The following is a 13,453-nucleotide window of genomic DNA, read 5'->3' as shown; positions in this document are numbered from 1 at the left end:
GAAACAGAACGCATGGCCCTCCACGGCGACCTCTTCAGCTATCCGCTTCCCGAGTTCCTTCAATGGCTGGACAGCTCCCGCAAGACGGGGACGCTCCAGCTCTCCTGGGAGGCCGGGGAGCGGAAGCTCTTCCTCCTCTCCGGCCAGGTCGGGGCCACGGCCTCCGAGGGCCTGCGCGGGAGGGTGGCCCGGCTCCTGGCGCTGGCGAAGCTCGCCTCGGGGGCCAAGGTGCTCGCCGCCTTCGACGAGCTGTCCCGCACGCCGGATGTCGATGCCGCCTTCGATGTGCACGGGCTCCAGTCGCGGTGGATTCGGGATTTGGGCCGCGAGGAGCTGTTCGCGGCGATGACGGACCTGACGATTGCCGAGCGAGGCACGTTCCACTGGACGGAGGACGCGGACCGCTCGGGCGAGGACTGGGTGCCGTCCGACATGAGCATCCGCGAGCTGCTGTTCGAGTCGCTGCGCTGGGTGGATGAGCAGCCGGACGTGGAGAAGGCGCTGCCCATCGACGCGCTCAGTGTCCGCGCGTTGTCGCCGCCCAGCCCGAGCCAGCCGCTGATGCACCGGATCATCCTGGGGTTGTGCGCGACGCCGCAGAACCTGGGACGTCTGCGGCTGTCGATGGGCGTGTCCCGCTCGTCGGTGACGCGGCGGGTGTACGAGCTGCTCCGGGCGAAGCTGGTGGAGGTGGAGGGCGCGCCGCAGGTGGAGGCGGACCCGGTGGCGGAGATGCTGGAGAAGGGCGCGGTGCTGATGCGCGAGGGCCAGTTCGACGCGGCGGGCATCGTCTGCGCGTCCCTGCTGGCGAGCGACCCCGCGGACCGACGCGTGCGCGAATTCGCCCGACTGGTACAGCGTGAGCACGTCGCGGCGCTCTATTCGGACATGCCGCCGTTGCTGATTCCGCTCGTGATTCACGACCCGCAGGGGATGTCGCTGCTCAAGCCGGAGGAGCGGCAGATCGCGGGCCTCGTGAGCGGGACGTGGGACGTGTCCACCATCGTCCTGGCGAGTCCCGCGCGCGAGTTGGAGACGCTCAAGACGCTCGCGAAGCTGCACCGCATGGGGTTGTTACAGTTGACCGCGCCGCGCTGACCGTCACGACTGTCAGAATGGGGACTACATTGGGGCATAACGTGGTTGGCGAGGGCGCCGGCGTGGACGTCGTCTCCCAGTTCATCGCGGACTCAACGTCGCCGCAGATGATTTCCCCTGGTCAGCGTTCGTTCCACTGATGTGCCCTGAAATTTTTGGACCACCTAAAGCTTGAGGGGCTTGCCTCTTCCATTTACCTGGGATGTGGACGGTGAAGGAGGCCAATAGTAACCGACCGACGGGTGGCGTCCGCCGGATGCACCCTTCCGCTCGCGCCGCATGGTAGCCGCGCACGGAGGTCCTGGTCGCCAAGGCTTGGGTGGCTTCAGGAGGAGTCAGGCGCGGAGGCGGAGGACGGTTGCCAGCGGTGCGGTAGCAACTCGTCCAGACGTGATGCGGGGTGGCTGCCAAGTCGCATCAGCACGTCGGCGAGGTAGGCCTCGGGATTGACGCCGTTCGCCTCGCACGTGGCGACCAGGGAACTCAGCCCCGCCAGATTCCGACCTGCCTCGTCATTGCCGACGAAGAGATAGTTCTTCCTGCCCAGAGCCATGGCGCGCAACGCACGCTCCGCGGCGTTGTTGTCGAGGGGCAGCGAGGGGTCCTCCAAGAAGCGCGTCAGTGCACTCCATTGTCCCTTCGTGTAGCGAAGGGCCATGCCCAGGGGACTCTTGGGAGGATGGAGCGGAAGCTGTTCATCCCCCCACGCGGCCAGACGCTCGAGGATGCGTGCACTGGTGGTGCTGCGAGCGCGGAGGTGTTCCGGAGAGCCGAGCGTCCCGGAGTCTTGGGCGGCACGCTCGACGCTGTACAACGCGAGGATGAGGTCGAGCGCCGTCCTGGACTCGGGCGCGGTGGTGAGGGCGTCGAAGAATTTGCGGCGTACGTGGGCCCAGCACCCCACTCGCACGCGCCCCTCCGGCAGCGTCACGCGGTTGTAGCCCGTGTAGCCATCCACCAGTAGGAAGCCCTGGGTTCCCCCGAGCACTTCTAGGGGCGTCACGCCGGAGCGACTGGCGCTGTGGACGTAGGCGATGAGCTCATCGGTGCGGAATGTCCAGACGTAGGCCCGGCGCGTCTTGCCCTCGTCCAACACGCGTTGGGGTGTCTCGTCGGCGTGCACCAGGGCGGCTTCACGCACCAGGGCCAGCAGTCGCGCGGCGAGTGGCGCCGTGGCCCGGCCCACCTCGTGGAAGACGTCGCAGAGCGTGGTGCGCGCGACGGGCATGCCCGCGCGGGCGAGGGCCTTGGCCTGGCGATACAGCGGAATCGAGTCGCAGCATTTCGCCGTCACCACGTGGGCCAGGAAGCCTGGGCCATACTGGCCTTGCTCAATGGCCTTGGGCGCGGGAGCGGTGACGATGCCCGCGCCGCAGGGGCAGACGAGCGTCTCCCGCAGATGGACCTGCCGCTCCACGTGTGCGGGCACATACTCGATGAGGTCCGTGCGCTTGCCGGGGCCCAGCGGCTTCAACGCCGTGCCGCCGCAGGACGGACACCTCCGCGCTTCCTCGGGAACGCGGTGTTGAATCAGCCGCTCGGGCAACGTCGCGCGCGCCTCGCGCTTCAGCCGCCGCTCCTTCAGCGTCGCTTCGCGCGGCCTGGGCATGTCGCCCGCGGCTTTGCGCAGCTCGTCCTCGACACGGGGGAGCTTCTCGCTCTTCTTTCCGAAGACAGTCCGCTGGAGGAGCGCGAGCTGGGATTCGATGCTGCCCACGCGCTCTTTGAGGGTGAGGTTCTCCCGCTCGAGCCCTTCGGCTCGCTCACGCCACTCGCACTGGTGCGTCGCATCGAACGCTGCCATCTCTCTGGGAAAACCAACCCGCCGCTGGCGGGCATTGCCTCGGCGACTGGGGGCGGTGCCCACTTGCCTGGTCTGCGGACGTGCGTGACGTCGATTCCGTCGAGCAGCATGGACAGCTGCGTGGCATCCAGCTGCGCTCCCAAGGCGTCCTCGCCGAAGGCAGGCAGGCGAAAGCGGCCCTGCTCCAAGCGCTTGTAGGTGAGGACAAAGCCTCCCGCGTCCCAGGAGAGAATCTTCACCTTGTCCCCGCGCCGCGAGACGAAGACGAAGAGGTGGCCGGCGTAGAGACTCTCCTTCCACTCCGCGCGCACTATCGCCGCCAACCCATCGATGCTGTTACGCATGTCCACCGGCTCACGTGCCAGAAGGATTCGCACTGCTCGGGGCAACAGCAGCATCAGCCGAGCACCGCCACGAGGTGCGCGAGGTACTCCGCCTGCGTGCCCTCCGGGAAACGCAGGAGCACTCCTCGCGGCAGCGCCACCTCGAGCATCAGCCCTTCTCGCGTCCGCGGCACGGGGGACGCGACCACCTCCACGGGAAGGAATCTCGCCCGTGACCTCTCTGTCGATTCGGACCTCTGTCCCAGCGTGGACCTCGACTTCTTGTACAGCTTGTACTGGAAGGCGCTGAGCGAGACCTCGTGCCTGTCCGCGAACTCCTTCTGCGTCAGCCCGCTCGCCTTGAACTCTTCCACCAACTGCTTCCACTCATCCGGATTGGGTCGTCGCATGCCAGAGTGAACCGGCAGGTCCACCCCAGTTCAGGACGCCCGCCGTCGGTCGGTTACGGCCAATACCTATGACGAGGCATCGTCAACTTGGGGGCGTGCGCCCAATTCGACGAGAGTTTGCACTAAACGAGAGATCGTAACATATCGAGCGCCTGTTCCTCGGTAGAGGCGCTGGAGAATCTTGTGGTCCGTCCTGAGTGCCCGCACAAGTGTGCTAGCGGCTTGCTTTGAGCTGAATGCCAGGGCAATTACGCAGTCAGAAAGCTGTGCGTTGCGCGATAAACAATGAACTCGAATCGCCGAATCCGTTGGCAGACCAACTCGCGGTAGTAAGACGACGATTCCTGTTACTTGTCCCCGTCGTATGGGGCGGACATTTCGCTTAGGAAGTCGACCAAGGCCAAGAAGGGATATGTCTGTACTGTGGATTAATGGGATGCCTCCCCTGGAATATTGAGCCTCGTGTAGTGGTAGCCCACCGCGCGTTACTATGCAGGTTGGCATGTTTGGCCAAATTAGGGGGAGATGGGGTTCTGGAGGATGTAGTTCAGATTTCGGGGTTACATGTAGGATGAGGGAGTTCGCACGCGCACCGCTGAAGGTTGTGTTTCGTAGTTCCTTGGTAATTCTAATCGTGTGGCTATGTGACAGCGCTTGCCTAGCTGCATGGTCTGTCTCTGAGTACATTAAAGACTCAGGAACGATGGCCGAGAGTCCATGGCGTGGCTTGAAGGTTGAAATGTTGGCCAATATATGAGCCATTGCGATGCTGCATTTGATGGGTTCGTGATTTAATGTTTCGGTGACGAATTTTCTTGTGTGCAGGCTGAACGGCGGATTGAGTAAGACTGCATCATGTGTCAACTTGGATGCAGGGATGGCGTTCCGCGATCGTGGATTCAGCATGTCCGCAGTAGATACAAGCCAGTGCGGATGCTTGTTTCGCAATTGCCTTACCGTCGAGATGTCGATGTCGACACCCCTGCAGGTGATATTGGTAAAGTGCGACTCTGCTGCGAGCAGGAGACTCCCATCTCCGCATGCCCCATCCGCCACCGAATGGATTGTGTGGCTCTCGAATGCACGCACGAGTTCAAGTGCCGTTGCGGGGGGAGTATAGTATTTGTCTAAATGTGACACCGGGGAGGGCATGCTATTTAAGTACGAAAACGTGCGTGGGGCCGATTCCAGAAGTTCGACTAGGGCTGTGTATTGGATGGTCGTACATTAATTCGACGCGCCGCTTGTGTTTCGCCGCAAATAGGACTGCTCCGAGCGAATGGGGGGTAGTGCCGATGGGTGCGACATACATGTATGACGTCGGATACTCAAGGGAGATTTCTGTTAGTACCTGTTCTGCTTCGAATGGACAACTGGCTGCGGCAAAGCGAACAGACAGGTGAGGCCTGCATTCATCTAAAAAGTCGCGGTTGCTGCTTACGGCGAGAGCAGGGTACTCGGGACGCATGCCTGGAATACCAATTACAGCCGTGGTTGGTGGAAGCGGGTCGAGAGAGTTAGCCAACACGCGCGCACGCGAGCCTTCGAAGCCGAGAAAAGCAACGAACACGGTGTCGAATTCGTCTTCGGGGCCGAGAAGCTTGGCGAAGCCCGGCAATGGGGCGATTCCATGAAAGCTGCTGCTCAAGTCAAACATGGTTGCTTCGGTTGGGTTTGGATGGAGACGATAGTCTTTAGGTTCGACGTAGGTTGCTATGAGTTGCGGGACGTAAGTCAGTGCGCTTTCGATGAGAGGGGCCCATACGTCGGGCGTTAAGCTGGTGATGTCGATGCAGACCGAGGTGGGGTGATTTGCAAAGCTCCAGAGTTGTTGTGGCTCATGAAGGCTGATTGTCTGTGAGCGGCTTGAGATTGATGCGTGCGCCATTGTCGGATTGGTGGGGTCCTTTGAGAGCGATACGCATTGCTCGGGCAATCGCTGTCTGCGTTGTTCCCAGGCTGGGAGAACGCCGCGATCGTCGAGGCCGGTCGAGGCGAAGATTACAGTGATGTCGTCGGGTAACGAGCGGTCATCGAATGTAGCGAAAGTGGATGATTGTGAGAATGCCTGAAGTAGTTCAGATTTCATTGTGACCCCCCGAGAAAAACTGCTCAAACAATGCGAGTTGTTCAGGTAGTTCGTCGGGGGCAACTTGGCTGCGCCCTGCCATTAGTTGCTGGATTGCCCATTGTGGCTTGGTTTGAATCGAAAGAAGTGTGTCGGCGGAGAAGGTTGCTCGCCGCTTTCTCCGATGGCTGAATTCGAAGAATGGCGAGAAAATAGGGTGGAGTCGATACTCATCATCCTTCATCTCGCTTTCTGTTGTTGCTTTTGTGCGAGGACTTACCTCAAACGCCAAGTGCGCGACGCCATCGTTGAGAAGTTGTGACATGCTGGCCCGGGCATCTGGGGTGCCGGTAAGTACAAAACTGGCGATTTCCGGTGCATGGCCAATGGGGGAGCGGGCATATTCGAAGAATACTTTTCCGATTGCTAGAACGAGTCTCTTGAGTTCGATGCCTTTCTCTGTAAGTCCCTCTAGCTGGTCGAGACGCTTCTTTCCGACTGCCTTGGCTGCCTCTGTTTGGTTGATTGGATCGAGAGTGACTCGTTTGGCCGCCTTTGTTCCTGCCGAGGCGAAGTGGGTGGATACGCTTTCGTCGATCAGGTGGAGAAGGTAGCGAATGTTGCCTGATGCTAGCGTGATGAAGGTATCTGAGCCGCAGTAGTACTTCCGTATGCGAGCCCCTTTGCGCCCCTTTGAAAGCCAGAATAGGCTTGAGTATCCGTAGTTGTTGAGACGGTTCTCGCCGTAGGTTGGGTCGTTAATCCATTTGTGAGCGACGTCGATGGCCGTCTCGTCGTCCATTTCGGCGCAATATCGAATGAAGTATGCGTCTACTCCGAGATTGCGTGCCCACTTACCTAGGGATGGGTTCTGATGCTCAAGTTCGGAGACGACTGAAGCAGCTATCGCCCCAGCGCCCAGTCGTTTAGCCTCTTCCTTTCTGGACAGCTCTGGCAGAAGTTCGGCCATCGATGTGGGGATGGTTGCATCTTTTTGCGCGGCGAGGCGGAGGCGTTGCTCAACTACTTCAATGGCAAAGTGTCGCGCAAGTTCTGCGGAAATGTCGATTTCATTGTAATCATCGGGGGCGCGAAGGAGATCATGCTGGTCGATGGTTTGGCGTGTCTTTAGGCCATTCCTGCGCACCCCGATCTTATAGGATAACGGCGGTTCTGAGTGCTTTATGTATGTATTTACTATGGCCTGCTGATCGGGTGATAGATTTTCGTACTCGTCAATGCAGCAGAAGATGTTCCTATGATCGCATTCGGGTCGTGAGGCGATGGCGGTCGCGAAGTGACGTATTGGCGCCTCTGCCATGGAGAGTAGTGGGATGTCTGTGCGGTGAGGGTTGTTGATAAACATCTCAAGATCGATGATCGCCTGGGAAATTAGCTGCTTGAGGGTTTTGATATTTTTAGGAGCAGCCAAGCCGAGGCTTCTGGAGGTCTCGCTGAGTTCCTCAGAGGTGAATGCTATCCATTGTTCTCCTGTTTCGAGCCATTCGATTAGGCGTGCGAATTCAAGGGCGATAAGAAGGTTGATGTAGTGTGCGAATACTTTTGACCAGACATCTGGAGGTTGGTGGGAATCCTTGAAGCCATTTACTCTGTTTTTGTTGATGCGAACGTAGATGCCGAGATATGGGATTTTCCCATGTGTTCCCGTACGGACCATTCGCTCGTATGCTGCATCGAAACGCAATGAACGTAGGGCCGTTGTTTTTCCTGTCCCTCTTCCGCCAAAGAGTACGCAAGGCCGAATCGACTCAAGTTCCGAGAAGTAGGGTGGTTGGATGAAAAGAGACCCAAACAGGTTGCTTCGCCATTCGGCTCGATAGTCGCCGAAAAGATCTAGGAGAATGTCGTTCGGGGTGCTCACTAGGTTCGCTCCATTAGCGGAATCCAATTGGTTCTGTTCGATTTTGCCCAGAGAATGGGAAGCGAGGCATCGGGAACTGAGTGTTCGAAGGCGATGGTGTGGCCTAGATTGTAGAACCCCAAAGAATCAAACGTGGATTGCTTCATGTATGGCTTGAGAATCAGGTGCGAAGCATGGTCTTGCAGAAACTTAGTGAGTTCAGCCTGTGCGTCATGTCCCTGGGGGAGTCCGGGAATGGAGCCAATGCTGGAGATTGAGTGTTTGTTTGTTATTTCGTGACAGTGGTACGTTTTGATGGGAATCGCAGATACGGTCGAGAGGCCCTGAGCTGTTGCCGTAAGACAGAGATAGAAGACTGTGGTCGGATTGGCCTTGTGAGCGTCTCTGAAGGTCAGAGGAGCGGTTCGTCGATATGCTCTGTCCCAGGTTTTAAGTAGTTGCTGCCCGGAGCCAAGGAAATCATCGAGTAGAACTACTGGGTATCCCGCAATTGCCAAGTCTAGTGCTACGTGTGGCTCCACGATTCGATCTTCTGGGATGCCAATCTCTTGGCGGGCTTTCCGGCAGAACAGATTCCCAGAGTCTGTTGGATTGGGTCGTTCGCCTTCGAGTCGCGTGAAGTAAAGTGTGGATGTGGTTGTGCTTGTTGTGTGTGTGTTTTGTGCTCTGTTGAAGGCGAATGGCCGATACCCTTCGACGAGGTTCCTAAAGGCTCCCTTTAATAGCGAATTGACCGCTCGATCGGAAAAGACAACGAACCGGTCAAGCAGTGCGGTCGCAATGGCGACCTCTGTGTCTCCGCTAAAGTTGCTCATCCATGCTCGAGGGCGGACGCGGGTTGCTTCTGGCCAAAGCCCTGCCCGTTGAAGTGCATCGCATTTAGCGAGGACTCTGCGCTTCTGAGCCTCAACACTCATGGACCCTCTCCGTGTCTACGAAGCTGTTCGGCCATAATGGTATCGTTCAAATACCCGTCTGGGTGGAATTGTTGGAGTGGTCGCAGGTGGTTGTGGGAGGCACGTCCAATATGGTTTGTGGCTATTGATGCTTTATTGGCGGTGAGATGCCTTGCGTACTGACGCAGGCTAGTTCGGTGTCGCAGTCTTGATTGGTCGATGCTCCCTGCGCTGGTCAGAGGGAACTTGACGAGGCCAAAGGCACCCGAAGTCCTCATCGTTCATGCTAGGGGCATGCCCGCTATTGCAGCGCGCCCGTGAGAGGGTCACGGTGCCCTCTGTGGCCGGCCTACTCCGAGGCGGGCAGGCCCACCGCGTTGAGGCGGACGAAGGTCTGCATCAGCACGTAGAGGGCGAAGGCCGCGTCATCCACGCGCAGGTGTTGCTGGGTGGCCAGGCCCTGGATGCGCAGCAGATCCGCCCCATCCACGCGGAGCAGGAACGCCTGCTGCGCCAGCGTGCCCTCACCCGCGAAGGCCAGCGAGCGCCGGATGGCGTCGGTGCAGGCGGTGACGCAGGTGGAGTAGTTGCCCGCCATGAACGCGGCTTCGGCGGCGCGCGCGTGGTCGAACATGTCTCCCGGCGCCAGCGCGCTCACCGCGCCCAGCAGCTTGGTGGACGCTGCCTGCGAGACAGGGGCGATGGGCGGAGGCGGTGCAGCCACGACGGGTTCCACCCGAGGCGGGGGAGCGATCGCGGGGAACGAGCCCGAAGGACGGTGAGGCACTGGCGTCGGCATCATCGCCACGGCGGGGCCATGGCCCGAGGGCGCGGCCACATGCTGCGAAGGCGGCTGACGGTGCTGGAGATGCTGGGCGAGCTGCGCCTCCAGGCCCGCGGGCTGCGTGCCACCGACGGGGGCCACCGGACGCGGCGGCGGGACGATGCGCTTGGCGCGCAGGTCCTTGATGACCAGCCGGGTGATGGCCTTGAGCGTGTCGAGCACCCCGCGCCCATTGGTGGCCGCGGTCTCGAAGTCCGGCACGAGGCGCGGGTTGAGCTCCTGGCGCAGCTGCTCCACGGGCAGCACGTTCTCCAAGTCCCTCTTGTTCCACTGCATCACCAGTGGGAAGCGGTCCAGGCGGATGCCGTGCTCGTAGAGGTTCTCCTCCAGGTTCGCCAGCGACTCGCGGTTGGCGTCCATGGCGTCCGGCTGCGAGTCCGCCACGAAGACGACGCCGTCGGCGCCCTGGAGCACCAGCTTCCGCGTCGCGTTGTAGAAGACCTGGCCCGGCACGGTGTACAGCGCCAGCCGCACCGAGCAGTCGCCAACGCGCTCCACCTTCACGGGGAGGAAGTCGAAGAAGAGCGTCCGGTCGCCTTCGGTGGCGATGGACATCATCTCGCCCCGGTGCGCGGGCCGGACGGTTTCGTAGATCTTCCGCAGCGAGGTCGTCTTTCCGGACAAGCCTGGTCCGTAAAAGACGATTTTGGCGGCCACCTCGCGGGCCATCAGGTTCACGCTGCTCACGGTGTCAGCTTTCCTAGAACGACTCGACGCTTCGCGCCAGTTGCGGACGGGACATTCGCTGGGGTTCCCACGAGGTATTCGGCCGCCAGCAACGCGAACAGGGCCGCTTCCTTCGCCCCTTCCGGGAATCCCAGGGTATCAAGCCGGCGGACGGGAAGGGGGGCCAGCCTCGCCTCCAGCCGCTCCATCAACCGGGGATTCCGGGTGCCGCCCCCCGAGGCGTACATCGCCTCCAGACCTGGAGTGCGTGGCAGGACCCACGTCTCGTACGCTCGTGCCGTGCTCTCCACGGTGAACTCCAGCGCGGTGGCCATCAAGTCATGGGGGCGCGCCGAGTAGCCGGCCCACAGCCGGTCCACCAGGACGTCGCCATAGCGCTCGCGCCCGGTGCTCTTCGGCGGAGGCTGTGCGAGGAACGTGTCCGCGAGCAGCTCCGTCAGCAACGCGGGAATCACCTCCCCCTGTCGCGACAAGCTCCCCTCCCAGTCACAAGCGAGGCGGCCCTGGGTGACGCGACGCGCCAGCCCATCCAACACCATGTTGCCGGGCCCGGTGTCGAAGGCGAGGGTGTCATCCAGGCGGGAGCTGACGACGGACACGTTGGCGATGCCGCCAATGTTCTGCAGGGCGCGAGGCGCGTCGGCGCTCCGGAAGGCCACCCAGTCGAAGTAGGGAACCAGCGGCGCGCCATGGCCTCCAGCGGCCATGTCCCGGGTGCGGAAGTCGCTGACGACGGGCAGGCCCGTGCGCTCGGCGATGACGGAGGGCTCTCCAATCTGGAGGGTGGAGGGGAAGTCCGTGGTGCCGGGAGGCAGGTGCGCCATCGTCTGCCCGTGCGAGCCGATGGCTGCCACGTCCGAAGGCGTGAGCCCCGCCCGCTCAATCGCCTGGAGGGCGGCGCGGGCGAAGTGCTCCGCGAGCTCGAAGTCGAGCTGGCTCAGCGAGCGGGCGTCCTGGGGCCCGAGCATCCGGATCACCAGCTCCGGAGGGAAGGGCGTGGAGACATGGGACAGCAAGCGCAGGCGGGCGCCGCCGCCGGTGCCCGTCACCTCGCAGAGGGCGGCCTCCACCGCGTCCGCGCTGGTGCCGGACAGCAGCCCGACGCACAGTCGCGGGCGCTGGGAGTCGGAGAGGGGAGGTTGGAGGCGCATGCCTCCTAGTTTAAGGCTCGCCCCCCACACTCCGCCGTCAGCGGCCGGTCGAGCGAGGGCTCCGTGCGTGCGGACCCTTACGTCCCGAGGCGCCAAGCGCGCGCAAGCCGTTCTCCTGAAGACGCTTCCGGGCGTCCCGAGCCGTCAGCCCCGTGAAGTGCATGGCCACGGCGACCTTCACCTCACCACCGGCCGCTTCCAGGAGGAGCGAGGCCTCCGAGGCGGGCAGCTCCGTCAGTTCAGCCACCATGCGCGCGGCGCGGGCCCGCAGCTTCGCGTTGACGGGACGCACGTCCACCATGCGGCCCCGGTACACCTTGCCCAGTGCCACGAAGGCCGCGGTGGTGATGGCGTTGAGGATCAGCTTCGTCGCAGTGCCGGCCTTCAGCCGTGTGGATCCGGCCACCAGCTCCGGCCCCGTGCGCGCCAGCACCAGTGTGTCCACGTCCGCGCGAGTCCCGGGCCGGTTGCAGCACACCAGCACCGTATGAGCGCCCCGCCGCTTCGCCTCGCGCAGCGCGCCCCGGACGTAGGGCGTGGAGGCGCTGGCGGAGATGCCGCACACGACGTCGAGAGGCCCCGCGTCGAAGGCGCGCACGTCGGAGGCGCCGGCGTCGGCGTCGTCCTCGGCGCCTTCCACGGCGTGCGTCAGCGCCCGGCGTCCACCGGCGATGCGAGCCTGGACCTGGGAAGGGGAGCTGCCGAACGTAGGAGGACACTCGCTGGCGTCGAGCACGCCCAAGCGTCCACTGGTGCCGGCACCGATGTAGAGAAACCTGCCGCCCGCCCGCAACGCGTTCGCCACGGCCGTCGCTGCCTGGGTGACAGCGGGCAACGCGGAGCGAACCGCACGGACGGCGACGACGTCCTCGTCATGTAACTGGCGGACGACCGACCCGATGGAGCGTAGATCAAGGTCGTCCGCGCGGGGGTGAAGCCGCTCGGTGGGAGGGAGTTTCGTTGATGAAGCGCGTGAGGACCCCGCCCCCGAGCGCATTACTTCAAGCCGCCTTCGTCACCTTGCCCGCTTTGATGCAGCGGGTGCAGGCGAGAACGCGCTCCGTGCGGCCCTCGACGCTGGCCCGGACCTTCTGCAGGTTCGGGAGGGTTCGCTTCTTGGTCTTGTTGTTCGCGTGGCTGACGTTGTTGCCGACGAGCGGACGCTTGCCACAGATGTCACACTTCCACGCCATGACCTCTAACTCCTTGAAAACTGGGGCGTTGGACGCCTGCCGATAAAGAGCGGCGGAACCTGCCAGAAAGCCGCTTGGAAATCCAGCCTTTCAGCCGTTTGGATCAGCCCTTCAGCGGATCCTTCTTCTTCAACATGTCTTGAACCAGGCGTGCGGCGCGCACTCCGGCGAGCAGCTCGCCCTCCAATCCGAGGCCGGGAAGCACCTCGCGGCCCGCGAGCAGCAGGTTCTTCACCGGGGTTCGCTGACTCAAACCGGTGACGCCCAGCACGGCCTCCGACTCGAAGCTGTAGAGCGGGTGCGGCATCAGCCGCGTGCCGCGCGAGCCGCTGGCGTCGAGATAGGGCACCGAGCGCAGGAGCCGGTGCTGCGCGGTGAAGGGCATCACCGCGTCCAACTGCGCGTCGATGCGCGTGGCCAGGGCCTGCAGGTGCTCCTCGCCCAGCTCCCGGGCGGAGGCGGGGATGAAGACGCCGGCGCACACGACGCGCAGGCCCTCCGCGTCCTTGGGCTCCTTGCCACTGGTGGCCGAGGGTCGCGCGGGGTGGATCTGGAGCAGCATGGCGCCCAGCTCCGCGTCCTGCGTGTCCACGAGCGTCAGCTCGCCCAGGCCCCGAGGGAGCGCCGCCTCCGGCACCACCCAGTTGACGGTGAAGAGGATGGACTTGGTGTTGGACTGGTCCAGGTGCTCCAGCAGGCCCCGGTGGTGCTTCTTGTCCGTCACCAGCCGCCGCAGCGCGCCGGAGTCGGTGGCGGCCACCATGCACGCCGCGCGGTAGAGCGTGTCCGAGCGCACCAGCTTCACGCCCGCGAACTTGCTTCCATCGAAGGACAGCTCCTCGACGATGAAGCCCGTGGGGCTGTCGCGCCCGAGCACGTCGCCGCCCAGCTCCGCCAGCCGCCGGGTGAGCATCTCGCGCAGGCCGTCGTGGCCGCCGGTGAAGTAGGAGGGCGCCGCCAGCACCTGGGACAAGGGCCGGGTGAGGGCGAGCGGTGACTCCGGCTTCTCCAGGTGGTTGATGAAGGGGCGCAGGCCGCGCACCAGGGCGGCGGCGGGAGTGTCCGAGGCCAGCCGGGGCGGGGTGTCCAGCCCGGGG

General features: G+C 62.8%; 11 protein-coding genes and 1 pseudogene. 1 reads left to right on the top strand and 11 read right to left on the bottom strand.

The features are described from left to right. Positions 1–12 precede the first annotated feature (12 nt). Positions 13–1,098, top strand: a complete 1,086-nt coding sequence (locus HUW62_RS03925; protein ID WP_163868437.1) for a DUF4388 domain-containing protein — start codon at positions 13–15, stop codon at positions 1,096–1,098. Positions 1,099–1,423: 325 nt separating this feature from the next. Here the strand turns inward: HUW62_RS03925 and HUW62_RS03920 are convergent, their stop codons facing one another. The 11 genes and pseudogenes from HUW62_RS03920 to HUW62_RS03875 all read right to left on the bottom strand — a co-directional run. After that, positions 1,424–2,902 carry an IS66 family transposase gene (locus HUW62_RS03920; protein WP_176433595.1) on the bottom strand — a complete coding sequence of 493 codons (1,479 nt, stop codon included), beginning with the start codon at positions 2,900–2,902 and terminating at the stop codon, positions 1,424–1,426. Positions 2,903–2,988: 86 nt separating this feature from the next. Continuing rightward, a pseudogene (gene tnpB, locus HUW62_RS49845) lies at positions 2,989–3,300 on the bottom strand (IS66 family insertion sequence element accessory protein TnpB); the annotation flags it as partial. After that, the gene (locus HUW62_RS03915; protein WP_176433594.1) at positions 3,300–3,635 is read right to left on the bottom strand and encodes an IS66 family insertion sequence element accessory protein TnpB; all 336 of its coding nucleotides are present in this window, start codon (positions 3,633–3,635) and stop codon (positions 3,300–3,302) included. The pseudogene tnpB and the gene HUW62_RS03915, both read right to left, overlap by 1 nt. A 66-nt stretch (positions 3,636–3,701) precedes the next feature. Then, the gene (locus HUW62_RS49840; protein WP_368670334.1) at positions 3,702–4,787 is read right to left on the bottom strand and encodes an N-6 DNA methylase; all 1,086 of its coding nucleotides are present in this window, start codon (positions 4,785–4,787) and stop codon (positions 3,702–3,704) included. Between the two features lies 1 nt (position 4,788). Further along, complete coding sequence (locus HUW62_RS03905; RefSeq protein WP_176433592.1) at positions 4,789–5,724, bottom strand: hypothetical protein; 936 nt, start codon at positions 5,722–5,724, stop codon at positions 4,789–4,791. After that, positions 5,714–7,585 (bottom strand): hypothetical protein, encoded by a 1,872-nt coding sequence (locus tag HUW62_RS03900; protein ID WP_176433591.1) that lies wholly within the window; start codon positions 7,583–7,585, stop codon positions 5,714–5,716. Before HUW62_RS03900 ends, HUW62_RS03905 begins: the two co-directional genes overlap by 11 nt. 1,245 nt (positions 7,586–8,830) lie before the next feature. Continuing rightward, positions 8,831–10,012: an ATP/GTP-binding protein gene (locus HUW62_RS03895; RefSeq protein WP_163868438.1), complete on the bottom strand. Its 1,182-nt coding sequence runs from the start codon at positions 10,010–10,012 to the stop codon at positions 8,831–8,833. Continuing rightward, positions 10,009–11,163, bottom strand: a complete 1,155-nt coding sequence (locus tag HUW62_RS03890; RefSeq protein ID WP_176433590.1) for an anhydro-N-acetylmuramic acid kinase — start codon at positions 11,161–11,163, stop codon at positions 10,009–10,011. Before HUW62_RS03890 ends, HUW62_RS03895 begins: the two co-directional genes overlap by 4 nt. A gap of 37 nt (positions 11,164–11,200) precedes the next feature. Next, entirely contained in the window at positions 11,201–12,160 is a 960-nt protein-coding gene (locus HUW62_RS03885; RefSeq protein ID WP_176433589.1) for an N-acetylmuramic acid 6-phosphate etherase, read from the bottom strand. Positions 12,161–12,164: 4 nt separating this feature from the next. After that, complete coding sequence (rpmB, locus tag HUW62_RS03880) at positions 12,165–12,356, bottom strand: 50S ribosomal protein L28 (protein ID WP_015348676.1); 192 nt, start codon at positions 12,354–12,356, stop codon at positions 12,165–12,167. Between the two features lie 103 nt (positions 12,357–12,459). Further along, on the bottom strand, positions 12,460–13,453 hold a 994-nt coding region (locus HUW62_RS03875; RefSeq protein WP_176433588.1), incomplete at its 5' end, for a desaturase.

It is taken from the genome of Myxococcus sp. AM011 (genome assembly GCF_013372595.1).
GTDB lineage: Bacteria > Myxococcota > Myxococcia > Myxococcales > Myxococcaceae > Myxococcus > Myxococcus eversor.
This window is presented reverse-complemented; position numbering and strand designations above follow the sequence as displayed.

What these genes read in the sequence shown, in the direction of transcription:
- HUW62_RS03925 (WP_163868437.1), top strand. Translation starts at nt 13, where the DNA reads ATGGCCCTCCACGGCGACCTCTTCAGCTATCCGCTTCCCGAGTTCCTT.
- HUW62_RS03920 (WP_176433595.1), bottom strand. Translation starts at nt 2,902, where the DNA reads ATGGCAGCGTTCGATGCGACGCACCAGTGCGAGTGGCGTGAGCGAGCC.
- HUW62_RS03915 (WP_176433594.1), bottom strand. Translation starts at nt 3,635, where the DNA reads ATGCGACGACCCAATCCGGATGAGTGGAAGCAGTTGGTGGAAGAGTTC.
- HUW62_RS49840 (WP_368670334.1), bottom strand. Translation starts at nt 4,787, where the DNA reads ATGCCCTCCCCGGTGTCACATTTAGACAAATACTATACTCCCCCCGCA.
- HUW62_RS03905 (WP_176433592.1), bottom strand. Translation starts at nt 5,724, where the DNA reads ATGAAATCTGAACTACTTCAGGCATTCTCACAATCATCCACTTTCGCT.
- HUW62_RS03890 (WP_176433590.1), bottom strand. Translation starts at nt 11,163, where the DNA reads ATGCGCCTCCAACCTCCCCTCTCCGACTCCCAGCGCCCGCGACTGTGC.
- HUW62_RS03885 (WP_176433589.1), bottom strand. Translation starts at nt 12,160, where the DNA reads ATGCGCTCGGGGGCGGGGTCCTCACGCGCTTCATCAACGAAACTCCCT.
- rpmB (WP_015348676.1), bottom strand. Translation starts at nt 12,356, where the DNA reads ATGGCGTGGAAGTGTGACATCTGTGGCAAGCGTCCGCTCGTCGGCAAC.